Origin of the sequence: Natrialba sp. PRR66 (assembly GCF_034808065.1) — an archaeon.
GTDB lineage: Archaea > Halobacteriota > Halobacteria > Halobacteriales > Natrialbaceae > Natrialba > Natrialba aegyptia.
The window spans coordinates 59,805-83,279 of the sequence record NZ_JAXHGN010000002.1 but is presented as its reverse complement, the minus strand read 5'-3'; the positions used below and the strand labels follow the sequence as shown (position 1 = coordinate 83,279).

21 protein-coding genes are annotated in these 23,475 nt (G+C 61.6%); 10 read left to right on the top strand and 11 right to left on the bottom strand.

All coding sequences use genetic code 11. The features are described 5' to 3' along the window. Positions 1 to 15: 15 nt before the first annotated feature. On the bottom strand, positions 16 to 288 hold the full coding sequence (locus SM755_RS06485; protein ID WP_323171956.1) for a hypothetical protein: 273 nt from the start codon (positions 286 to 288) through the stop codon (positions 16 to 18). A 183-nt stretch (positions 289 to 471) separates the two neighbouring features. Between SM755_RS06485 and SM755_RS06480 the strand changes: the two genes are divergently transcribed. Together SM755_RS06480 and SM755_RS06475 are read left to right on the top strand one after the other, a co-directional pair. Further along, on the top strand, positions 472 to 1,962 hold the full coding sequence (locus tag SM755_RS06480) for a sulfatase-like hydrolase/transferase (RefSeq protein WP_323171955.1): 1,491 nt from the start codon (positions 472 to 474) through the stop codon (positions 1,960 to 1,962). A 114-nt stretch (positions 1,963 to 2,076) separates the two neighbouring features. Continuing rightward, the gene (locus SM755_RS06475) at positions 2,077 to 2,520 is read left to right on the top strand and encodes a hypothetical protein (protein ID WP_323171954.1); all 444 of its coding nucleotides are present in this window, start codon (positions 2,077 to 2,079) and stop codon (positions 2,518 to 2,520) included. 89 nt (positions 2,521 to 2,609) lie between these two features. Here the strand turns inward: SM755_RS06475 and SM755_RS06470 are convergent, their stop codons facing one another. The 3 genes from SM755_RS06470 to SM755_RS06460 form a co-directional block, all read right to left on the bottom strand. Beyond that, positions 2,610 to 3,149 carry a desampylase gene (locus SM755_RS06470; RefSeq protein ID WP_323171953.1) on the bottom strand — a complete coding sequence of 180 codons (540 nt, stop codon included), beginning with the start codon at positions 3,147 to 3,149 and terminating at the stop codon, positions 2,610 to 2,612. Next, the gene (locus SM755_RS06465) at positions 3,146 to 4,117 is read right to left on the bottom strand and encodes a cobalamin-binding protein (RefSeq protein ID WP_323171952.1); all 972 of its coding nucleotides are present in this window, start codon (positions 4,115 to 4,117) and stop codon (positions 3,146 to 3,148) included. Before SM755_RS06465 ends, SM755_RS06470 begins: the two co-directional genes overlap by 4 nt. A gap of 99 nt (positions 4,118 to 4,216) precedes the next feature. Next, positions 4,217 to 4,831: a hypothetical protein gene (locus SM755_RS06460; protein ID WP_323171951.1), complete on the bottom strand. Its 615-nt coding sequence runs from the start codon at positions 4,829 to 4,831 to the stop codon at positions 4,217 to 4,219. A gap of 172 nt (positions 4,832 to 5,003) precedes the next feature. Here SM755_RS06460 and SM755_RS06455 point away from each other — a divergent pair, with 172 nt between their 5' ends. Then, positions 5,004 to 5,261 carry a hypothetical protein gene (locus tag SM755_RS06455; RefSeq protein ID WP_323171950.1) on the top strand — a complete coding sequence of 86 codons (258 nt, stop codon included), beginning with the start codon at positions 5,004 to 5,006 and terminating at the stop codon, positions 5,259 to 5,261. A 64-nt stretch (positions 5,262 to 5,325) separates the two neighbouring features. Here the strand turns inward: SM755_RS06455 and SM755_RS06450 are convergent, their stop codons facing one another. Both SM755_RS06450 and SM755_RS06445 read right to left on the bottom strand, forming a co-directional pair. Then, positions 5,326 to 6,858, bottom strand: coding sequence for a carboxypeptidase M32 (locus SM755_RS06450; RefSeq protein WP_323171949.1), 1,533 nt, complete (start codon positions 6,856 to 6,858; stop codon positions 5,326 to 5,328). Between the two features lie 349 nt (positions 6,859 to 7,207). Further along, positions 7,208 to 7,858: a DUF3267 domain-containing protein gene (locus SM755_RS06445; protein ID WP_323171948.1), complete on the bottom strand. Its 651-nt coding sequence runs from the start codon at positions 7,856 to 7,858 to the stop codon at positions 7,208 to 7,210. A 545-nt stretch (positions 7,859 to 8,403) separates the two neighbouring features. Between SM755_RS06445 and SM755_RS06440 the strand changes: the two genes are divergently transcribed. The 3 genes from SM755_RS06440 to SM755_RS06430 all read left to right on the top strand — a co-directional run bounded on the left by SM755_RS06440 (position 8,404) and on the right by SM755_RS06430 (position 10,352). After that, entirely contained in the window at positions 8,404 to 8,955 is a 552-nt protein-coding gene (locus tag SM755_RS06440; protein ID WP_323171947.1) for a hypothetical protein, read from the top strand. A 545-nt stretch (positions 8,956 to 9,500) separates the two neighbouring features. Then, a complete protein-coding gene (locus tag SM755_RS06435) occupies positions 9,501 to 9,770 on the top strand; it encodes a hypothetical protein (RefSeq protein WP_323171946.1) in 270 nt (89 codons plus the stop codon). Positions 9,771 to 9,995: 225 nt separating this feature from the next. After that, positions 9,996 to 10,352, top strand: a complete 357-nt coding sequence (locus SM755_RS06430; RefSeq protein WP_006827188.1) for a hypothetical protein — start codon at positions 9,996 to 9,998, stop codon at positions 10,350 to 10,352. Positions 10,353 to 10,454: 102 nt separating this feature from the next. Here SM755_RS06430 and SM755_RS06425 read toward each other — a convergent pair whose 3' ends face one another. Beyond that, entirely contained in the window at positions 10,455 to 11,714 is a 1,260-nt protein-coding gene (locus tag SM755_RS06425) for a M20/M25/M40 family metallo-hydrolase (protein ID WP_323171945.1), read from the bottom strand. A 133-nt stretch (positions 11,715 to 11,847) separates the two neighbouring features. Here SM755_RS06425 and SM755_RS06420 point away from each other — a divergent pair, with 133 nt between their 5' ends. Both SM755_RS06420 and SM755_RS06415 read left to right on the top strand, forming a co-directional pair. Then, positions 11,848 to 13,746, top strand: coding sequence for a PINc/VapC family ATPase (locus SM755_RS06420; RefSeq protein ID WP_323171944.1), 1,899 nt, complete (start codon positions 11,848 to 11,850; stop codon positions 13,744 to 13,746). Between the two features lie 479 nt (positions 13,747 to 14,225). Further along, complete coding sequence (locus SM755_RS06415; RefSeq protein ID WP_323171943.1) at positions 14,226 to 15,590, top strand: citrate:proton symporter; 1,365 nt, start codon at positions 14,226 to 14,228, stop codon at positions 15,588 to 15,590. A gap of 69 nt (positions 15,591 to 15,659) precedes the next feature. Here SM755_RS06415 and SM755_RS06410 read toward each other — a convergent pair whose 3' ends face one another. Both SM755_RS06410 and SM755_RS06405 read right to left on the bottom strand, forming a co-directional pair. Beyond that, positions 15,660 to 16,928, bottom strand: coding sequence for a hypothetical protein (locus SM755_RS06410; protein ID WP_323171942.1), 1,269 nt, complete (start codon positions 16,926 to 16,928; stop codon positions 15,660 to 15,662). A 2-nt stretch (positions 16,929 to 16,930) separates the two neighbouring features. Then, positions 16,931 to 18,178 carry a M48 family metalloprotease gene (locus tag SM755_RS06405; protein ID WP_323171941.1) on the bottom strand — a complete coding sequence of 416 codons (1,248 nt, stop codon included), beginning with the start codon at positions 18,176 to 18,178 and terminating at the stop codon, positions 16,931 to 16,933. 248 nt (positions 18,179 to 18,426) lie between these two features. On the opposite strand from SM755_RS06405, the gene SM755_RS06400 reads away from it, so the two are divergent. After that, the gene (locus tag SM755_RS06400) at positions 18,427 to 19,317 is read left to right on the top strand and encodes an NAD+ synthase (RefSeq protein ID WP_323171940.1); all 891 of its coding nucleotides are present in this window, start codon (positions 18,427 to 18,429) and stop codon (positions 19,315 to 19,317) included. A gap of 99 nt (positions 19,318 to 19,416) precedes the next feature. On the opposite strand, the gene SM755_RS06395 is transcribed toward SM755_RS06400, so the two are convergent. Further along, positions 19,417 to 19,830 (bottom strand): hypothetical protein, encoded by a 414-nt coding sequence (locus SM755_RS06395; RefSeq protein WP_323171939.1) that lies wholly within the window; start codon positions 19,828 to 19,830, stop codon positions 19,417 to 19,419. A 246-nt stretch (positions 19,831 to 20,076) separates the two neighbouring features. Further along, entirely contained in the window at positions 20,077 to 20,370 is a 294-nt protein-coding gene (locus tag SM755_RS06390) for a helix-turn-helix domain-containing protein (protein WP_006107623.1), read from the bottom strand. Positions 20,371 to 20,872: 502 nt separating this feature from the next. On the opposite strand from SM755_RS06390, the gene SM755_RS06385 reads away from it, so the two are divergent. Next, positions 20,873 to 23,389, top strand: a complete 2,517-nt coding sequence (locus tag SM755_RS06385; protein ID WP_323172588.1) for a vWA domain-containing protein — start codon at positions 20,873 to 20,875, stop codon at positions 23,387 to 23,389. Positions 23,390 to 23,475: the final 86 nt, after the last annotated feature.

Genomic DNA, 23,475 nt, shown 5'->3' with positions numbered 1-23,475 from the left:
CCGATCGGCCGGACGTTAGTTTTTCTCGAGTTCAACAGCCGGTTCGGCCTTGGGTTCCGTCTCGCTCTCGGCCTCAGTTCCGGTTTCGATTGCAGTTCCCCGCTCGCGGTCACTTGCAGTCGCGCCGTTGAGTGCATGGGCGGGAATCGGCTCGACGAGATCGGCCCGCTTGATCGGCGAGTGACCGGTTTCGACGTGGTGGTCGATCATCGCCTGGTCGAGTTCAGTCGTGGCGTCGTCATCGGCCCGGTAACTCCACTCACATTCCCCACAGGATGCCGTTGGCACGCGTGACGCATCGAACCGGGGCGTAATGAGTATGCGGGTTTACTGAGAGCGTGTTTATATCTGGCGAGCAGGTCTCGAGCGGGACGGTGAGAAAGTGAGAACAGAGCGCGAAACAAGCGATGAACGGGACTCGAAGCAGATCCAGGTCCCATCGTTAACTGCAGCGCCGACGTAGCGGGAACGATGGCCGATGCTGACACCAGACCGAACGTCCTGCTCGTCCTCACCGACCAGGAGCGCTACGACTGCAGCGCCCGCGACGGGACGGTCGCCGACACCGTCGAGACCGATACGATAGATCACCTCTCGGCGACCGGCATGCGCTTCGAGCACGCGTTCACGCCGATCAGTATCTGCTCGAGCGCCCGCGCGTCGCTGCTGACCGGCCAGTTCCCCCACGGCCACGGCATGCTGAACAACTGCCACGAGGACGACGCGCTCCAGCCGAATCTTCCGCCCAACATTCCGACCTTCGCCGCGGAACTCGACGCCGCCGGCTACGACTGTACGTACACCGGCAAGTGGCACGTCGGGCGCGATCAGACCCCCGACGACTTCGGCTTTTCCTATCTCGGCGGCAGCGACAAACACCACGACAACATCGACGACGCGTTCCGCGAGTACCGCGCCGAACGCGGGACGCCGATCGGCGAAGCCGAACTCGAAGACGTGATCTACACCGGCGACGAGCCGCGAGACGACGGCGATGGGACGTTCGTCGCGGCGAAGACGTCGATCGACGTCGAGGAAACCCGGGCCTGGTTCCTGGCCGAGCGGACGATCGACGCCATCGAGGCACACGCGGACGGCGACCGCGATAGCCCCTTCTTCCACCGGGCGGACTTCTACGGCCCGCACCATCCCTACGTCGTCCCCGAGCCCTACGCCTCGATGTACGACCCCGACGAGATCGAGCCGCCCGAAAGCTACGCGGAGACCTACGCGGGCAAGCCCCAGGTGCAGGAAAACTACCTCGACTACCGCGGCGTCAGCGGCTTCGACTGGGACCGCTGGGCCGAAGCGATCGCGAAGTACTGGGGCTTCGTCACGCTGATTGACGACCAGTTCGGGCGGATCCTCGATGAACTCGACGAACGGGGGCTGACCGAGGAGACCGTCGTCGTCCACGCCTCGGATCACGGCGATTTCATCGGCGGCCACCGCCAGTTCAACAAGGGGCCGCTGATGTACGACGATACGTACCACATTCCGTTGCAGGTGCGCTGGCCCGGCGTCACCCGATCCGGAACGGTCTGTGACGCGCCCGTTCACTTGCACGATCTGGCGGCGACGTTCCTCGATATCGGCGACGTGTCGATTCCCGAGACGTTCGATTCGCGGAGCCTCGTTCCCCTGCTCGAAAACGGCGGCGATCCCGACGCCCTCGCGACGGAGTGGCCGAACTCGACGTTCGCGCAGTACCACGGCGACGAGTTCGGTCTCTACACGCAGCGGATGGTTCGCACGGACCGCTACAAGTACGTCTACAACGGACCCGGTGTCGACGAACTGTACGATCTCGAGGCCGATCCAGCGGAGTTGCAGAATTTGATTGACCACCCCGACTACGCGGATGAACGGCGGGAACTCCGAACGCGGTTGATCGAGTGGATGGAGGAGACGGAGGACCCGAATCGCGAGTGGGTTCCCAGCGTGCTCCGGGCGGCGGAGTAGGCGGTCGTTCACTGTGAGAGCATCGCACGAACGGAGACGGGACACCGAGTTTATACCGCAACCGCGGGTATGCTTCTGTATGAACGACACCGCCGGCAACGGGAGGGAGATGCGATGACGGACGGAGCGGACGCGAGTGCAGATCCGAACGGTGACGATGAGCGAACCGAGCGGGCGGCCGAGTACGAGGCGATGGCCGACGCGCTCGAAGACCTGGTGGTCGAGTTGCGCGACGAGCCGATCAAAGAGTCCCGGCTCGAGGGACTGTTCGACGAGGCGACGACGAGCGATCCGCGCATCTGGAACACTGTGACGGCGTTCATCGACGTCGAGGACGGCAAGGCGGTCGTGACGGACGAGTCGAAATTAGCGCAGGGGAGTTGGGCACCGGAGATCGTCGAGGGCTGCGATACGATGGTGACGATCGACGTTCAGCGCGGGTTGATGCCGGACGACTTCACGTACGCCGTCGGCAAGAAATTGAGCGAGCAGATCGAGGAGTTCAGAGCGAAGGCGGCGGAGGCGCGGGCGGACGACGAGACGGATCGTAACAACTGAAACGGTGTCCACGCTGATCGCACAGCAGTCGTGCGATGAGGTGTCGATGGAGAGACGCGACCGCGAGACCACTCGAAGGCTCCCGCTTTTCACTCCGTGTGGAGCCGGTCGCGTTCGAAGTGACCGCCGTCGGCAACCTCGCCATCGTCGGCCGCCGTCTCGGCTGCTGTGTTGCCGCCGGCATCCGCCCGCCAGCGCCACGATCCGACCGCGAACGGGTCGAGCGAGACGATCAGGTACGACCGGTCCGCCCAGGTCGCCGCGTCGATATCCGTCTCGCTCGGACGCGGCGGGCCGCGCGGATGTGAGTGGTAGAACCCGACGATCTCCTCGCCGCGAGCCTCGAGTCGCTCGAAGCACTCGAGTTGTTCCTCGGGATCGATCCGGTATCGCGTGCGCGGCGTCTCGGCGACGTTCGTCGCGGGATACTGCGACCGGACGCGGCTCCGCTCTGGATCGAACACTCCGCCGAGAATCCCGCAAATCTCCTCGGGATCGCCCTCGCGAGCGCGGTCGCAGATCGTCCGGCGAACCGATTCGGGGATGACGAGCGTCGGGCCGCATTCGTCGCCACCGGAGCGCGAACCGGCGGTGTCGGCTGCAGCGTCGGAAGTCGGATCGCGGGTCACGACTCCATCCGCGCGTCGAGTTCAGCTGCAGCCGTCGAGCGGTGTTCCAGTTCGGCGAGGGGAATCGTGAACTCGTCGCCCGCGGGTGGTTCGTCGCTGCCGTCGAACAGGTCGGGCTGAACGATGGGCGCGAGCGCTTCGAGCGTGTCGACGAGTCGCGGACCGGGGCGGTTGAGGTAGTGGTTGCCGTCCATCGCCCAGACGCGGCCCTCGCGGACGGCGGTCAGGTCCGCCCAGCCGTCGCGCTCGGTCAGGTCGGACAGGTTTGCGGCCGTCTGGTCGAGGTCGAAGCCGCAGGGCGCGACGACGATGCATTCGGGGTCGTAGTTGCGGATCTCGTCCCACTCGCGCGGCCGGGAGCGCTCGCCGGGGTCGGCCAGGCCGTACTCGCCGCCGGCCCACGAGACGAGTTCGGCCGTCCAGTGGCCGGCGACCATGACGGGGTCGGTCCAGTCGAAGACGGCGACCCGCGGGCGTTCCTCGTCGGTCAGGTCGACGGTGTGCTCCCTGAGGCGGGCGATCCTGGCTTCGAGTTCCGCGCGGAGGGATCGTGCGCGCTCCTCGCGGTTCGTCGCGCGGCCGATGCGCGTGATGTCCGAGAGCACGTCCGCGACGCTGTGAGGATCGGTCGTCAGGAGCTCCGGATCGGCGGGAATCTCCTCGATGGCGTCCTCGACGACGACCTCGTCGACGGCGCAGACATCGCACATCCCCTGCGTGACGACGAGGTCGGGATCGAGTTCGGCCAGCGTCTCGGTGTCGATATCGTAGACGCCGCCGGTGGCTGCGTCGAGCACCTGCCGGTCGATTTCGTCGCTCGAGGCGTCTGCGTCGATCCGCGAGTGGGTGATCGACGGGCGCGATTCGACCCGGGGTGGATAGTCACATTCGTGTGAGACACCGACGGGTTCGAGACCGAGTGCGGCGACGATCTCGGTCGCCGAGGGGAGCGTCGTGACGACGTTCATAATCGGACGTACACGGCGAGTGAACAAAAACGACGGGCCGGGATGAGCAGTCGGCGATCAGCGATCAGCGATCAGCGGTTAGCGGTTAACGACCGGCGATCACCGTTCCGAGCCGGTATCGAAGCGCTCGGGGTCGTCAGCGGCATCGACATCGGTATCGGAATCAGACTCGGCGTCGGTACCGGTACCGGCATCGGCATCGGCATCGGACTCCCGTTCGCGCGTCGCGTCCGTCGACCGGCCGCTGTCACCGTCACTATCCCTGTCGCCGCCCTCGGCGTCGATATCGAACTCGTCGGTCGCGAGTTCGTCGCCGTCGGCGACGATGTGTCCGTCCCGGATTTCGATCGTCACGCCGTCCCGGGTCGATTCGTTTCCGAGGAGGGCATCCGTCGCGGACTCGACCTCCTGGTTGACCGACCAGGCAAAGCGGAGGACCGACTCGAGTTCGGTGCCGGCCTGGCGGGCTCGGGGGCCGGTCGTGAGTTCGCCGAGGCTCACCGCACTTTCGGGGTGGAGGTACTGGATTGGGTGGTCGTTGGGAACCTCGTGAAGGTCGACGTCGAACGACCAGAGGTACGGCAGGATCTGGACGGCGTAACCGCTCGGTTTCGGCGCGCGGCGGCCGGCGGTTGACATGAACGTCGCGAGGGCGGTCGTTCCCGCGTCAGTGTCGTAGTAGACGCCGGGAACGCCCGGAATGGAGAGTCGCATACTCGATTCTGGGGATCGCGACGGGAGAGTCTAGACCTGGCAGTGCCAGCCCGCTTTTATAGGGCGGGGACCGACGGCGGCCCGTCGTCGCCGGTCGCCGCTGCGATCTCGGCTCCCGCGTCTCCCGCGCCACCCCGCCCGCTATTATCCGTCGTGTTCTAGTAGCGAACGTATGGCCGAAACACCTGCATCGTCCCGCGAATGCCACCGACGCGGGTGCGACGAACCGGCGGCGTTCGTCGTCCGCGAGCGGTATCAAGAAGAGACCGGCAAGGGTGCCGTGGAGGCGGAGGCGGTTCTCTGCCGCGCGCACACCGCCGAGGAGCACCCGACGAATCTCGACGGCGTCTACGCGGAGTACGTCTTTCGGGTCGACCCGCTTCCGGAGGCCGTCTCCGACGACGCGTCGTCGAATCGATCGAACGAGTGACTACCGACTAGTCACTAATCACTAATCACACCGGGCCAACCGAATCGAACCGCGGCCGATCGGCTCAGTACTCGTCGAGGTCGTACAACGCGCCGTACTTCGATTTCACGTGCGCGAGGAAGGGGTCCGCCCCGAGTTCGTCGCCGGTGGCCCGCTCGATCAGGTCGGGCGTCGTGTAGCGCTTGCCGTGCCGGTGGATGTTCTCGCGAAGCCAGCCGTTGAGGCCACCGAACTCGCCCTCGCGGATCTGCTCGGTGAACTCGCCCTGGTCGTCCTCGGCGGCGGCGTAGAGCTGGGCCGCCAGCACGGAGCCGAGCGAGTACGTCGGGAAGTACCCGAACGAGCCGTGGGACCAGTGGATGTCCTGCAGACAGCCCTCCGCGTCGGTGTCGGGGCGCACGCCCAGGTACTCCTCGTACTTGTCGTTCCAGGCGTCGGGAACCTCCGAGACGTCGAGGTCGCCCGCGATCAGGTCACGTTCGATCTCGAAGCGGATCACGATGTGGAGGTGGTAGGTGAGTTCGTCCGCTTCGGTGCGGATGAGGTTGTCGTCGTACACCTGATTCGCGGCCTCGTAGGCCGCCTCGGGGGAGACCGATTCGAGTTCGGGGAAGCGCTCGCGGGCGATCGGCAGGAAGTACTCCCAGAAGGCCTGCGAGCGGCCGACGTGGTTCTCCCAGAGCCGGGACTGGGACTCGTGTACGGAGAGGTCACGCGCCTCGCCGAGCGGCGTGCCGTAGCCCTCGTCGGGCAGGCCGAGCGTGTAATTCGCGTGGCCGAACTCGTGGATGGTCGAGGTGATCGACCCGAGCAGGTCGTCCGGGTCAAACCGGGTCGTCACGCGGGCGTCGAACTGCGTCCCCGTGGAGAAGGGATGCGGTGCCGTGTCCAGTCGGCCCCGATCCCAGTCGTAGCCGAGCGAATCGAGGGCGTCGCGGGCGAGGGCTTCCTGATCGTCGTCGTCGAACGTCCCCGCGAAGGCGTCCGTTTCGAGGTCGGCGTCGCTGTCCTGGACGGCGTCGATCAACGGCACGAGTTCATCGCGCAGTCGCTCGAGCACTCGCTCTGCGGTCTCGAGGTCGATGTAGGGCTCGTAGTCGGCGAAGAGGACGGCGTAGGGATCTTCGTCCGGGTCGATGTGGTTCGCGTACTCGCGCTGTAACTCGACCAGTTTCTCGAGGGTGGGCGCGAACTCCTCGAAGTCGTCGTTCTCTCTGGCGCGTTTCCAGACGGGATGGGCGTTCGCGGTCGTCTCGGAGATTTCCGCGACGAGTTCCTGCGGGACGCTCGTCTCGCGGTCGTAGCGCCGGCGGACTTCGCGGACGACAGCGGTTTGCTCTTCGTCGAGTTCGCTCGACTCGAGTTCGTCGAGCAGGTCGCCGGTCTCGTCGGCGGTGAGGAGTTCGTGGCTGACGGAGGAGAGCGTCGAGAGTTGTTTCGCGCGGGCCGGCGTGCCCTCGTCGGGCATCACGACCTCCTGGTCCCACTGCAGGACGCCGGCGGCGTTCGAGACGTTGGCGATGCGTTCGACGCGCGATTCGAATGCGTCGTAGGTGTCAGTCCCCTCGCTCTCGCTTCGGGCCTGATCGGTTGCCATGGGCGTTCGGTACGCAAGGGCGAAGTATCAACCTCGTGGTTCCGGGTATTCCGGGTGGTTTCACTTGGGGTTCTTCACATTCGCCAGGTGGAGGCGCATCAATTGTCGTCGTAAGTCGAGTTCACCGACTGATCACGTGTTCGAACTGCCGCCCGACGGTAGTGTATCGGCTACGCTGAACTCGGTAGTCGGGTCTGTGATAATATTGTCCGTCAAATAGGTGCTGGCACTCGCTCGCTCGGATTTCGTGTGAGAGAGAGACTGCCGCGTGTTGTCACAGGGGCAGCGTCAAAAGATTACGCCCCCTGGCTTCGCACGCTGAATTCCAGTTGAAGCACATGAAATAGGGTTATGCGGATTCTTTCTCAAGAGGCGTTGCAAACTCGGAATGAAGATTGCCATCATCGTTGAAGTTGGCGAACAGCGTACCTTTCGGCATCATAGTTATTTGAACAAAATTATACAGGTCAGCACAAGAGGCAACAGTGTTCACTGAAAACATAATGGCCGCTGTTGCTGAAATGAATCCGCTTGTAAACCACATGGCTGCAGCACAGAAAGGAGTGAGGACAGCAAAGGGACCTAGCAACATCAGCATATTCTCTCTTCGTCTAATTCTTTCTGTATAGGCGACGATACTGGGATTCTTTAGGCCCAGATGGCTACTCCATTGAAACTTTGGATTCAATCCTTGAATTGCACTGATTGTGTAGTGGACTCCCTCATGAAGTGTGACGATGATAGCTCCGGAGATGAATATCCAGCTAAGGATTATAAGGACAGTTGAGAAGACGTAAAGAAGTGGGATTTGGATTAGATTAGTGGTGTCCCCAAGTGTGATAATCAAAGTAGAGAAGATGGACGCGCCCTCAATCAGCGACGGGCGAACGAGCATAAAAACTGGCAGAATCAGCACAAGTCCGATAATCATGATCCAGCGGTCATTAACAACGTAGGGGTCGGGGTCGGCATATCCCGTTGGTATCCAATTCTTCGTCATCAATAGCAGATATGATATTCTGCAACTAATGCTTGTGGCTAAGGCTGTAGTGAAAAATCCAATGATAGAGGTGACACTACTGGCCTTCCAGAAGACTTAATTCTCTTTTCATTTCTGAACCTCTTTGTGTAATCAAGATGTTCGGTGAAGCAGGAGATCCGCATCATAGACAGCCAAATTGTCCTGCTTCAACACCTCCGATTTATTGATATCTCTGCCGCACCTAGTGGTTTAACGCAACCATCAAAACCTAATTCCCGAATGTATACACGGGATTTGTAGATTGTGTACGCTTCACCAGAACGTAAGAGATATTATAATATAATGATTTTCGAAGCACAGGAATGCAAATCAAATCTCAAGTTATTTCATTATCCAAGTTTTTATTTAAAATTATACTACTATTATTACTTACAATATCCTATGCAATAATACTTGGACTTATATTTGCATTATTCCTTCCAATAATAGGAGTGAAGACTACTCCCTCAGCATTTTTCAAACCTCGACTAATGCATTTCACGATTGGTTTCTGTATAATTCTGATGTCTGCAATAGCCACATATTTTGGTAATACTGTATATAGATGGTTGTCTAGTGTATTGTTTGAGTCCATATATGAGAGAATAAGTCACGTCTCTGAGGATAATCAGGGATTTGAAAGTAGAAAAAATTATTGGAGTTTTAAGGGTTTGAAAAGAGAATATATTAGTCAAGGAGAACAGTACATACCGACATTCATTGGGCTATTTGGGTTGAGTATTGGTTACTCAATCATGCTGTTTGGATGGACTGACGAAATAGCAATTCAAACTCGGATGTTCAACTTAGTTATTGGAACTGCTTTAATTGGTGCTGGAACAGTTACTTCACATATGTGTAATGTCATGCCAATTCAACAAAAGGCACAGGTTAGGGCTCAGAGTATTTGGTCGAGTCAAGTTGGTTTCGGACTCTTATTTGTGGGTGCTCTATTACATACCGGATATGTATTTGGGATTGGTTTATCAGAACTTACAGCGATTATTGTAGGTCTAGTTGTGATGTTACCAGCCTGGTACTCTGCTGAACAAATAGTGGATCATATTTTCAATTAGCAATACTGGACCTCTCTACCTCTACGGATCGGCATCACGAAAATCGATTTCCTGAATCAACACACGAGTTCAGAGTAACCGAGAGGTTGCTGAGTAGCAGATAAGGAAGTCACCGCCAATCTTGGCGATGTTGTATTGCGCGTCCTTGCTTCCCGAGGATGTGTTCGAACTGAATCTGAGGATAGACGGCACCCACGTGCCCGAGTTCAGCCAACCAAGACGATCTGAGTTACTGTGATCACACTGGTGAGAAACCGAGTAGCCACTGGGAATTCCACCACTTAGCAGTAGATATAAGTCACCCTACAACAACGTAGTGAACGGAAGCCAAGAAAACCCGTTAGAGGGAGTGGGCGTTTATTGAAATGCCCCGGGTGCTGGAACCACCCGAGACTTGGCTTCCCAACCCGTGAAGGGATTGGTCGCCATGCTTGCGTACATTCTACCGGGACATAAACATCCCGCACGACCGACGTATCGCCAGTTAGATGTCTCGCCACGCTCGCTCACCCACCCACTAGCGCAGCCGACGGCCGGAGGCGACGATGGGCGATGATCTCGCGGACCCGCCCGACGAACCGACCACCGCCTCACTACCGGATTGTCCGCTCTGCGGTCAGCCGGTCACGACGGTGACGATCCACGGCCCCGCGACGGGCATCGCAGCCCCCTGTGGCTGTCGCGCACCGCCTGAAGTCCTGCTCGTCGATCCCGACGCTGCCCGGGACGCCCGGGGCGGGAACGCGAACGCGAACCCGAACACGGAACCCAACGCCGACACCGAACGCAACCCCACCGACCCGGACGACGGGTAACGCCGCGACGGAGTTCCATCGCCGACCGAGTTCAGAAATCGCTCGTCGGCGAGGGCGGTATTCGGAAACGCTGCATCGAACTATCGACTCCGATGAGTGTAATCGCGACCGAGAACTCGCGCGCCGATCAACTGCCCTACCGACGGACGAGCACCCTCGACGGCGGTGAGTCAGGTGGAAATTGCAAGCCCGGGACTATTCGCCCTTGCTGACCGTTCTACGAGTATGGTTCTGGCATCAGCTATCGTCTTCGTCGTGAGCCTGCTGATCGGCGCGCTGGGAATCTACGTCGGCGCGCGGGTCATTGTCGGCGCACAGAGCTTCGATCACGCCATCGTCACCGCGCTGTTCGGCGCGATCGTCTGGGCGGTCGTCGGCTTTTTCGTCGGGTGGATCCCGCTCGTTGGGCCGTTGCTCGCACTGCTCGCGTACATCGCGGTGATCAACTTCCGGTATCCCGCCGACTGGACCGCCGCGGCGATGATCGGCCTCGTCGCATGGGTCACCGTCCTGATCGTGCTGTACGTCCTCGCCGCAGTGGGGATTACCGGGTTCGAGGCGGTCGGCGTCCCCGGCGTCTGAGACGGTCCGCAACGAGTTCCCGGCGCAGTCCCAAACCAGCCTGCGGGTGCCCGGAGCTGACGCCCACCAAGCGGTCCGAACCGACGCACCGAACTCGGGCCGTCACTGGGGCCACTGTGCTGCGATCCGGCGGTAGGTCTCGTAACACCGCTCGAGGACCGCGATCGACACGCTCTCGTCGTCCGTGTGCGCCTCGCCGGGTTCGGCGGGGCCGTAGATGACGCACTCCGACCCGGCCTCGGAGAGCCACCCCGCGTCGGTCGCGTGGGGTTTCGTCACGAGTTCAGGAGCGCCGGACTGGGCGGCGTCGGCGGCCGATTGCACGGCGTCGGCGAAGGCCGCGTCGTCACACCGCATCGGCGGGAGATCCTGCTCGATGGTCCACTCGACGCCTGGGAGATCCGCGATGTCCGCGAGCGGCGCGCGCTCGCCCGGCACCGTCCGCTCGTCGATGGTGAACTCGCAGCGGTCGGGAACGACGTTCATCGCCGTGCCGCCCTCGATTTCGGTGACGACGACGGTTCCCTCGAGCGTCTCGCCCGCGACGGAGACGGTCGGCGGCGCGAGGTCGCGAATCGTCTCGATGGCGTCGGTCGCCCGGTAGATCGCGTTCTCGCCGGCCTCGACCTCGCTCGCGTGGGCCGCGCTGCCGTGGGCGGTGATCGTACTGCCGCGTCGGCCCTTGTGCGCGACAGCGACGTCCGTCACGTCCGACCCGGAGTAGTTCGTCGACCCCTCGCCGACGACGGCGAACTCGGGTGCGAACCCCTCGTCGATGGCGTGTCGCGCGCCGGTGCCGCCGACCTCCTCGCCGACGAAGCTCGCGAAGACGAGTTCGCCACCGGGGTCGGCGTCGCCGGTCTCCGTTCCGGCCTCGGAGGTGCGACGCATCTCGTTGTCACGGAAGGCGAGCATGGCGGCCGCGAGCGCGCCCTTCATGTCTGCCGCGCCGCGACCGTAGAGTCGGCCGTCGCGTTCCTCGACGACGTACGCGCCGTCGTCGTCGGTCTGGGACTCGGCGGGCGCGACGACGTCGTGGTGCCCGACGAGCGCGAGGGTCTCGGCGCTCCGGTCGCCGGTTTCTCCGTCGGGGGTCGCCGCGTTTCCGGTCGTCGAGCCGGATACGGTCGCAGTCTCGCTCTCGCCTTCGTCGTCGTCCTCGTCCTCACCTTCACTCTCGCCTTCAGTCCCGTCCGTTCCGGCTCGAGCGAAAACGTTTCCGACCGAATCGCGGCGAACGTCGGCGTCCGTCTCGCGGCGGAGCCACGACTCGATGAACTCGCCCGCCTCGGTCTCGTCCTCGTGGCTCGGGATCGAGACGAGTTCGCGGGTGAGCGTGACGATGCTCTCGGTTGGTGGCATGGGATGGGATACGGCGGCGAGCGTGTTGATTGCACCGGCTGTAACACCGGCCGAAACCGTCGCCCGATCTGGCCTGGACACGGATGCCGTCGCGAGGACACCCTTTATTGCCGTCGGGAAACCAACGTCCCGTATGAACGTCGTGCCGGATACGAGCGTGGTCATCGACGGCCGCGTTTCGGCGACGATTGACGATGGGCAGTTCGAGGGAGCGACGATCTCGGTACCGGAAGCGGTCGTCGCGGAACTCGAGGCGCAGGCGAACGACGGCATCGAGACCGGCTGGGACGGCCTGGAGGAACTCCAGCGCCTGGCCGATCTCGCCGACGACGGCGTCATCGAACTCGAGTACGTCGGCGAGCGGCCGAACGCCATCGAGCGCGGCCATGCCTCCGAGGGCGAGATCGACGCGCTCATTCGCGACGTAGCCGAGGACCTCGACGCGACCTTCCTGACGAGCGACATCGTCCAGGCCGAGGTCGCCGAGGCGAAGGGGCTCGATGTCCAACACGTCGCCCCGGAAACCCGCGAAGTCGACGTGGGCACGCTCACCGTCGAGAACTACTTCGACGAGTCGACGATGAGCGTCCACCTGAAAACGAACACGGTCCCGATGGCAAAGCGGGGCGAACTCGGCGAGATGCGCTACGAGGAGATCGCCGACGAACCACTTGATGAGGCCACGATGGACGAGTACGCCCGCGAGGTCGTCGACGGCGCGAAGGAGTCCCCCGAGGGCTTCATCGAACTCTCGGAACCGGGCATGAAGATCGTCCAGTTTCGGGACTACCGGATCGCCATCGGCCGCCCGCCGTTTGCGGACGGCATCGAGATCACCGCCGTCCGGCCGATCGCCCAGACGGACATCGAAGACTACGAGAACGCCGAAGAGTTGAAGGATCGCCTGCTAGAGCGCCAGCGCGGCGTCCTCATCTCCGGTGCCCCCGGAGCCGGGAAGTCGACCTTCGCCCAGGCCGTCGCCCGGTTCATCTCGAACCACGACTACGCGGTCAAGACGATGGAAAAGCCCCGCGACCTCCAGGTCGGCCCCGAGATCACCCAGTACACTGAACTCGGCGGCGAGATGGCCAAAACCGCGGACGCCCTGTTGATGGTCCGACCCGACTACACCATCTACGACGAGGTCCGTAAGACCGACGACTTCGAGGTCTTCGCGGACATGCGCCTGGCCGGCGTCGGTATGATCGGCGTCGTCCACGCGACCCGACCGATCGACGCCCTCCAGCGCCTCGTCGGCCGCGTCGAACTCGGGATGATCCCCCAGGTCGTCGACACCGTCGTCTACATCGAGGCCGGCGAGGTCGAGACCGTCTACGACGTGCGCACGGAGGTCAAGGTCCCAGCCGGACTCACCGAGGAGGACCTGGCTCGCCCCGTGATCCAGGTTACGAACTTCGAGACCGGCGACCCCGAGTACGAAATCTACACCTTCAACCGCCAGGTCGTCACCGTCCCGCTCAAAGACGAGGAGGGCGGTCCCGGCAGCGAGTCCGGCGTCGACCGCATCGCGAAGCAGGAGATCGAACGCGAGATCCGCTCGGTCGCCCGCGGCTACGTCGACGTCCTCCTCAAGGGTCAGGACAGAGCCGTCGTCTACGTCGAGGAGGACGACATCTCGACGGTCATCGGCAAGGGCGGCGGCCGGATCACGGATATCGAAAACCGACTCGGGATCGACATCGACGTGCGGACCCACGACGAGAATCCGAACTACGGGGCCGGTGCCAGTGCAAACGGCAGCGGTGGCGGTGCCGGTGCCGGTACCGGTACCGGAAGCGGCGGCCAGGCCGCAGGCCAGATGGTCACCCCCGAGATCACCTCCCGACACATCGTCATCCCCGTCGACGGCAACCACGGCGAAACCGTCGAAGTCCAGGCCGGCGGCGACTATCTCTTCACCGCGACGGTGAGCCGCGGCGGCGAAATCCAGGTCTCGCGCGGCAGCGCTATCGCGGACGAACTCGAGCAGGCGATCGACCGGAAAGACCCGATCACAGTCGTTCCCTCGTAGTATATTGTACCGCGAGCGAGTGACTCCGAGCGAGCGGCTCTTTTGTAGCGTAGATTTTTTGGAGGAGCGGTGAGCGAGTGAAACGAGCGAACCCGACGAGAAAAAAGGTACGCGTGTGAGATCCAGGTCTCGCGCGGCAGCGCTATCGCGGACGAACTCGAGCAGGCGATCGACCGGAAAGACCCGATCACAGTCGTTCCCTCGTAGTGTACCGTACCGCGAGCGAGTGACTCCGAGCGAGCGGCTCTTTTGTAGCGTAGATGTTGTAACTGGGCTCGTCCGAAGAGACGCCCCTGTGTCTTCGAGTTCGGATGGCGGGTGTCCGTAAGTACGGCGACCGACGCGGTCACTCTCTCCGACGGCGTAATCGAGCGAAACTCACCGCAGTGCGGTCGGAGCGCGGTCGAGTACCGGGTACGACACCACCTGTCGCTGGCAGCAAAATGTGACGTAGACAGATATCGTATACCTTGGGATATATGTGTGGATTTTTATGCTGTTATTGGCTGTCGCTAGTCATGGCAGTATCTGGCTTGATGCTCGGAGTTATCGGCTACAGTGCTATATTCCTCATTCTTTTTCTTGTCATACGAAAGCAGCTCTACGTAATCCCGACACTAATTATCGTTCCAACGGCTGCTGCCTTGCTCGCTGGGTTCTCGCCGAACGAACTCGCGACGTTCGCGGAGGAAGGGTTGCAAGGGATCGTCGCCATTACGGCGATGTTCGCGTTCGCCGTCTGGTACTTTAGTATCATGCGAGATAGCGGGCTCTTCGACCCGTTCATCTCGCGCATCGTAAGTAGCATCATCGATAAACCGGCGTTGCTCACGATCGGAACCGTCGGCCTCGCGATGGTCACCCACCTGGACGGGGCCGGCGCAACGACGATGCTGATCACGATTCCGGCGATGCTCCCGCTGTACGATGCGCTCGACATCGACCGGAAAATCCTCGCCGCGCTCGTCGCGCTGACCGCCGGGACGATGAACATGGTCCCGTGGGGCGGGCAGGTCGTTCGCGGCGTCGCGGCGATCGATCCGGCGACGATTTCGAACGTGTTCAACCCGATGATCCCCGCACAGGCCGCAGGCATGCTCTCCGTCTTCGGCATCAGCGCCTACTACGGCCGGCGGATTCGGGAGAATCTGGACGCGGTAACCGCGTTCGACGGCGTCGACGAAGAGTCGCTAATCGACGACGCAGTGGACGGCCGCGAGGTTTCGGTTGATTGGAAGTGGTGGTTCAATTTCGCCCTCACGATCGCCGTCCTCGGCGTTCTTATCGCAGGAATCACGTCGCCGGAAGTCTCGTTCATGATCGGCGTCGTTATCGCACTGCTCGTGAACGTGCCGGAGTACGAGAAGCAAAAGGAGGTGCTCGAATCCTACGCCCCCGATGTGATGACCTACGTCGGCATCCTCTTCGCCGCCGGCGTCCTCATCGGCGTCCTCGAAGAGAGCGGGATGATCACGGAAATGGCCAATATACTGGTCTATCTCATTCCGGACGTACTCGGCTCGCAACTGCCGCTCATCGTTGCGGTCGTCTCGCTGCCCGCACGGTTGCTGTTCAGCCCGGACGCCTTCTACTTCGGCGTGCTTCCCGTCTTCGCCGAAACGAGCGCCGCGTACGGACACGACCCCGTCGCGGTCGTCCGCGCCTCGCTCGTCGGCCAAACCGTCGGCTTCCCCGTCTCACCGTTCACGGGAGCCACGTACCTCCTCATCGGACTGGCCGGCGTCGAACTCGGAGAGCACATCAAGTTCACGCTGCCGTTGATGGTCATCCCGTCGTCGATCATCCTCGTGGTCGCGCTACTGTTGGGCGCGATTCCGCTGTAAGACGACTACCGGTTACCGACTCCCAACTCACGGCTAACGGCTCACGGCCTACGGCTCACGGCTAACGGCTCACGAGAAGAGCGTGTATCGCCGCCCCGGTTTCTTGTGCAGACCGTACATGCGCCCGTCGGAGATCGCGACGAGGCGGTCACCGACGAGTTCAAGTGTAGCGCCGCAGCCGAGTTCCGCGAGCGGCGGGACACCCCACCAGGGCTCGCCGTCGGCGGTGACGGCGGTGAGACCGCAGGAATCGAGTTCGGGGCCGGTCCCCCAGCCGTAGATGCCGTCGGCGTCGGCGACCGGCGCGTCCCGAAACGAGTAGCCCTCGCGTCGCCACTCGCGAGTTCCGGACGCGATGTCGATAGCCTCGATCACGTCGGTCCCAACGTGATAGACGCGGTCGGCGGCAGGGACGGCGATCGGCGTTCCATCGGCGGGATCGCCCGCGAGTTCGATCGTGACCGGTTGCTCGCCGGTCGGCGCGACGGTCCGCAGTTCGGGAGCCAGGCTCTCGGCAGGATCCGTGAGTCCGAGCACGGCTGCCGATCCGACGGCGGTGAGCCAGCCGACCCGCATCGGCGGGGAGATCGTCACCCGAACGTCGCCGTCGGGTGCGAGTCCGAACAGTCTCGGGGTGTGGCCACCGCCGCGGTCGCCGGAACTGAGCGCCCAGAGGCCGTCCGCCGCGACGACGACGGTATCGAGCTCGCGGCCGTCGAACGTCTCGTTCGTGAACTCGAACCGGATGTCGCCGCTGTCGATATCGAAGCCGGCGAGTCCGTCCCGGTGAACCCCGACGAGCAGCGACGAATCGACGCCGGGAGCGGCCGTGTGTAACGCGAGCGCTGGCCCGTCCCATGCCGTTTCCCAGCGCGTTGCGAGGTCGGTTGCTTCGGAGCGGGCGGCGGCGTCCGCGTCGCCGCTGTCGTCGACCTCGTTTCGTTCGAGCGCGACGACGCGGCCGTCTTCGAGGTGGAGATACGCGCGGCCGGCCGCGAACGCCGGCTCGCCGGTGTAACGGGCATCGGTACTCCCGCTCCAGGACCGCTCGCCGCTCGAATCGCGAACCGTGAGAAACGCATCGTCGAGCTCGACGTAGCCGTCGATGGTGAAGGTCCGTCCGCTTCGGTTTCGAACGCGGGCGACGAACTCGCCGTCGGCGAGCCAGCGCTCGTCGTCGGTCGACAAACCGGCCGCCGCCGCGAACGAGTCGCCGGAACCGACCGACCGTTCCCAGTCGAGTTCACCGCCGCCGGGCTGGTAGCCACAGCCGGCGACGGCGGTCGCCAGTCCGGCGGCGGTCGTCCCAAGCAGTCGTCTGCGGGTGACCGGCGGCATGGTTATCGGTCCTCCTCGAGCTCGGAATCGGTTGGGCGGGGGTTGGTTGCGGATGCGCTTTCAGACCCAGACCCAGTGCCAGTGCCAGTCCCAATCTCAGTTTCAGTCCTGGCCCCAATCTCAGTTTCAATCTCGATCCCCGTTTCGGGGCCGGCCCCGTCGCGCTCACGGGCGAACTCGCGCAGGCGCTCGATTCGCTTCGCAGTCGGCGGGTGCGTCTCCGGGAAGATATCCGTGCTGAGGAGTTCTTTGGAACCGAACGCGCGATCCTCGAGCGGAGCGAGATACAGCGCCTCTGTGCCCCCGTCGAGTTTTCGAAGGTCGTCGTCCGGCTGGGTCGGCATCTCCGAATCGAGTGTTTCGAGGGCGCTCGCGAGTGCAGCCGGCGAGCCGGTGATCGCCGCGGCAGCGCGGTCGGCGACGTACTCCCGTTCGCGAGAGAGAACGCGGTAGAAGAGCACGCTCGCGAGCCAGAACATCGCCGAGACGGTCAGCGTCAGGACTGCACAGACGGTGATGACGACGAGTACAACGAGGAGGCCGCGACCGTCGCTGTTGCCGCTCGATCGGTTCGAATGTGTGCCGGAGCCGAGCACGCGATAGAAGCCATAGAGGACGTAGAACGCGGCGACGGCGAGGTAGTACGTGATCGTCGGCAACAACCACGCGACGGTCATCAGGTTGGCGTCTCTGTTCGACAGGTGGGCGAGTTCGTGGGCCAGCACCGCCTCGCGTTCGTCGTCGGTCAGGAGTTCGAGCAGCCCGGTCGTGACGACGATGTGGGCGTGGTGACCGCGCGTATCGTCGCGGCTGTCGCTTCGACCATCGCTACCACCACCGCCGCCGGCGACGGCGAACGCGTTCGGCACGCTGCTGTCGATAACCGCGAGACCCGGTTTCGCAACGTCGACCTGGGAGGCCAGCCGGGTCACTGTGGCGTGGAGATCCGGATACGAGTCGCGATCGACGGCGCGTGCATCGACCGAGTTCAGAACGACCTGCGGTCCGAGACGATACTGCACGGCGAGGCCGCCGAGGACGACGATCGTCAGGAGAACGGGGGAGATGTAGAACTCGCCGTGATACGGCCGCTCGTTCGCCCATTCGAGCAGCGAGATACCGACGGTGTTTGCGAGAAAGAGGAAGGTGTAGACGAACGCGAACGGAAGACAGACGACGAGCGCGAGGGCGATGAGCATTCGAAGGCGAAACCCGCGCTGAATAGCCGGAGCCGCCGTCGGCGTCGACATTTGATCACCGTGTGTAGTGATTGAGTATAATTGTGTTCATTTCGCTATGATAACGCGGAGCGTGACGTGTCTCCCGTCCGCAGAGTGGCCTGGCTTCGAAACCGTGACGGCAGTTCAACGGTGCCGGATGGCGATAGTCGCCGGTAAGTAACTGACACACGTGGAAGGACTACTAGCTGTTTAAGGGGTAGCCATATACATGAGACGAATGTTTGGATATACTGTGAAAACAATGGTGTTGATGAACTATGTGTGCTGAAAGCAGCACAAACGCCCCCACCGGGACGGAAGTACCGCCCGAATCGTTCATTATGGATCGAGGCCGGCTCGAAACGGTTCGGTTGCGGATCGTTCAGTCGATTCAAACGCTCGTCGACGATGCAAGCGCCGACGGGGCCGTCGTCGCCATGAGCGGCGGCATCGACTCGACCGTCACGGCTGCCCTGGCCGTCGAGGCGCTGGGTGCTGACAACGTCCTCGGGCTCGCCCTCCCCTGTCACAAAGCCGAACGTGCAGACGCCCGCGACGCCCGGACCATCGCTGACGGGCTCGGCATGGAGTTCACCGAGATTCAACTCCGGCCACTTCTCGACGCGTTCAAAGAAACCGTCACGAGCGAACTCGAATCACGGATCGACGACGGTGACCGCCCGCACGAGCGAAATTGTGAACTCGGGAACGTGATCGCACGCCTCCGGATGTGCTGTGCCTACTACGCGGCGAACCGCGAACACCGGCTCGTGCTCGGGACCGCGAATCGCTCGGAACTCCTCCTCGGCTACTTCACCAAATACGGAGACGGCGCAGCCGACGCCTACCCGATCGGCGACCTCTACAAAACCGAAGTCCGCGCACTCGCAGAGCGGATCGGAATCCCACGACGGATCATCAGCAAGCCCCCGACCGCGGGCTTCTGGGCCGACCAGACCGACGCCGGTGAACTCGGTGCCTCCTACGAAACGATCGACCCACTGCTGCGACGACTCGTCGACGACGACCGCTCGGTCACCGATGCCGCAGCCGAACTCGACCTCGACGGAGAAACTGCGCGAGCGATCGCGTGGCTCTCCGCGGAAACCGAGCACAAACGAACCCTGCCACCGACGCCGGGACTCGACCACCTCCGAACCCCGCTGTAACACCGGTGTGCAGCCGATCCGAATTGCCGGTATGCAGCCGCTCTAAATCGGGTCAACAACCCGTCTTCTGCACTCGACGGTGTTCGCCAATTCCCGGCCTCACTGGTCAGTTTCGGACCGATACAGGGTTGGGTTCCGCCACCAGAACAGCCCCCACGCGAGCATGAACCCGGTAACCATCGCCAGGATATCCTGCAGAAACTGCTGGAAACCGAAGTCGGCGACGGCAACGATCGCAATCGCCGACCCAATCGCCGCACCGGAGAGGAGAAAGACGACATCGCCGACGATATGTGCCCGTGACTGCTCCCAGTACTGCTGGCGCTCCTCGTCGTACCAGACACCGACGTAGATCAATACCGGTGCCATCGCCGTGATGACGGTGATAACCCGATACTCCTCGGGAAATCCGGCCCGGCCGAGCACAAGAAGGTTGAACAGATTCGCGGTTATCGCCGCCACGAACAGTCCGACCAGTAACCACCCCCAGCGCGGTAGGGTTTCCTTATCCATAGCGCGAGTCATCACTCAGTCGAAATAATCCTGCCGTTCTCACCGATCCGCCAACCGACCGGCCGATCGAATAGCCAGCGGTGAACTCGCGGAAACAGTATTAATGCAGTACCCCGTCTTCGGGGGGTCATTCGAGGCGCTTTCGGGCGAGTGGTCGAGACATCTTCGCGGTTCGTCCCGACGAAACCTGTCTATGTTCGGCCGCTCCCGATGAACGCGGTCGTCTCAGCCCGTCGACATCGCGTGTTACTCCGCACAGCAGGCGTCTTTCTTCGGCGACTCATCGACGCCATTGCCATCGGCAGCAACGGGTTCTGTCAGTCGGTAGAGGCTTTGACGAGCGTCCGCGAAATAGATGTCCTCATCAACGGTCCCGATCTCCTCGAGCCGTTCCAGTGCATATCGGACCGTCCGAGCCGAGAGCATCGACTCCTCGACGATTTGCTTCTGGGTGAGCGGCCCGTCGTACTCGAGAACCTTGAAAACGAGTTTGGCGCTCGGAGGCAAGTCTTCGATTTCCTCCAGATCGGTATCTACCATATTACGAATCGAAAGCTCCCAGCAGTATAAAAGTTGAGCCTCTCCCGAGTGGACTCTCTTTTAAAATACACTATAATATCCAACTCAAAATGCGCTGAAAGGCGTTCTATACCCCAGTATCATTATTTGACCGGCTGGTCAGCAACGGCGCTGGGTTCGAACTCTCTCGTAAACTGAAACAGGTTACGCACCGATCGTACGACGGCTGTGCCACCGGGTGGCGCTGTCGCTCAGTGACTACTCTAGCAGCAACCGTTCTCCACTCAACGGCTCCTCGTTTTCGAACCGAAAACCGCGTCATCGATCGGTCGTGAGAGTGGTCGCTTCTTAACTATTTCCTGCGCGTATACACTACATTTTAAGTATAAGTAATAAATAGAGTCAGCCAATGAAAGGTGTGGCAGCTCATTCAGCAAACGGGGACGGGGACCGCGGGGTCACACCGGTACTCGGTGTGATCTTGCTTTTCGCGATGGTGTTTATCGGGGCGGGTCTTGTGTTGATGGTCGGCTCAGGCGCACTCGATGCGATATCGGGGGAGACTCACGCTGAGAAAACGGAGCAAGAACTCAAACAGTTCGATAGCGATCTCTCCTCAGCCGGGTTGCAAAACGATACCAAAGAAACGGTCTATCTGGGCGGTGATAGCGAACTGGTTATGGACGGCAAATTGACAGTTAATATCTCCGATGGATACGCGAGTAATGAGACCTCAATCGATCTCAAGACGATCGTCTCGACCGACGAAGCCGGAAACGAGTTCGCCTATCAGGCGGGCGGTGTCTGGCGCATCGACAATAATCGTGCCCAGGCGGTTGCGGATCCGAATATCAGATATTACACCGAGATGGCCGACGGCGAACAGGTCGGTCGACTCGACCTCTCACCGACAACAGTCGAGGGAGCCGTCGGCTCCGGTGAACACACCGTCGAATCGGGTACCACACAGGAGTTCGATCTTCGCGGCGATGAACTCGAGTACGTGAACTACGTCACGGTCGAAGTATCGGATAGCGCGTACCACAACGGTTGGTACGACTTTCTGAAAGACGAGTTCAACGCGACCGACGAGGCGAACGTTCCCGGACACAACTGCAAGCCGGCGACGCAGGTCACGACGAATATTATCTGCCACGAGGAAGACCAGCAAACGGTTACGGTCGTCGCCGGCGTCGACGGCGAGACGCCGCTCGCGAATCTCGTCGATATCGAGCCGACAGTTTATGGCGGACTGTACGTTTCAGGGTCGGACAAGACGGTCGATTCGCCGCTGACGGTGACCGCATACGACGATCATCAGTCAACCCAAAACGTCACGAACGATCTTCTCCTCGCGGATTACGAGAACTACGACCTCCAGAACCAGGTGAATATCGACGGGATTCCCGTCGTCAACGGTGAACTCGGATCGAAAGGGAATCCGACGATCTCACAGATCGGCTACGGCGTGTCCGTGGATCCCGGTCCACAGGGACGGCCGTTCGAAGAGGACAACGCCTACTGGCTCGATGCACACGAACAGGCGCTTGCCACTGAACTTTCATCTTCCTATACGAGCATCGACTCGATCAACGACGAGATAGACACGCTACTCGACGAGTATCTGCGCAGCGACTCCACAGCCGGTGGAAGCGTTACCGCAGGAATCTACGAAGGTCTCGAAAACGACGGCAACAGTATCAGTACGCTCGATTCGAGCGACGGCAACATCCACGTTGGTGTCGAGGACGATCTCGAACTCTCGGGCGTCGACGTCTACGGCGATAATCAAACGAGTTTCTACGTCGATGGAAACGTCGATGTCTCCAACGTCGAGATCCACCCGGACGACCGGGCGTCCTCACTGTGGATTTACGCGACGAACGACTCGACGGTCACGGTCGACGGCGACTTCCAGGGCGTCATCTACGCGCCGGGTGCGAACGTACAGATCGACGGCGGAACGACCATCGACGGGGCGATCGTCGCCGGCAACGATATTGGCATTGAGGATAACGTCAACATCAACTTCGACCGGTCGCTGCGGACGGACACGCCGTTTTCGGACGGCGACGAGGATCTCCTCTTCGAGTACGGCGAATCCAGACCGCCGATCGACGCGACGTTCATCCTCGACAGTTCCGGGTCGATGGGGCCACACAACACCCATCGGAACACATACTCTCCGGTAGAGAGCGTTCGCGTGAGCGATGACGACTGGGAACCGCTTCCTGGGTCGCTCGACGAACCGTTCCGAAATACGGACCAGTTAACCGTTGAGGTCAGAAACACGACCAGCGGCGAAACGAAACAACTGGAGTATCACGACTACGCGAACCCAGGTAATTGGAATGAGGTCCGCGTTCTCGGGGAACGATGTTCCTGGTGGGGAGGGTGCACCGATGAAGCGACGCTCGGGATGTATAACCACGTAGGGAACGACGCGTACAGAGAACGAGTCAACGCAACGACGAATTTCATCGATCTGATGAACGAATCGGAGGGCGATCGGGCCGGCGTCTACGAGTTCGATACTAACGGGAACACCCTTCACCATCTGGACGGCGACCTCGACGCAGCCAGGGAGAACGTCGTCGGAAACGCCTATGGCGGGACGAATATGGGATCCGGTCTCGAGAAGGCACTTGACGACTACGATAGCAGAGGGAAGGATGGCCAAGAGCGGATTTCGATTCTCTTGAGTGACGGGAAAAACAGTGGCAACGGTGATTCGGTCATGGACACCCAAGTTGATCGAGCGAAAAATGACAATGTTACGCTGTACACGGTCGGACTCCACGGTGACGCAGGAGATTCGATTCCCGAAGGAAAACTCACCGACTGGGCCGAAGAAACCGGCGGCGAGTACTACAGCGCCGAGGACCCCGGCGAACTCTACGACCTCTTCGAGAAAATCGCAAAGGAAGAGATCGAGATCGACTCGGAGGTCCAGGTCGAAATCTCGGTCACCCACGAGCGGACGACGACGAGCGGCTACGCGGTCAACGTCGCCGAGCAGACGGTCGAAATCGACTCGTAACCGCACGGACGGATCGCCTCCGAGTACGCGATTCTATGAGGCGGTGAACCCGAACCCCTTTTCACCACCGACGACAGAGTCACACC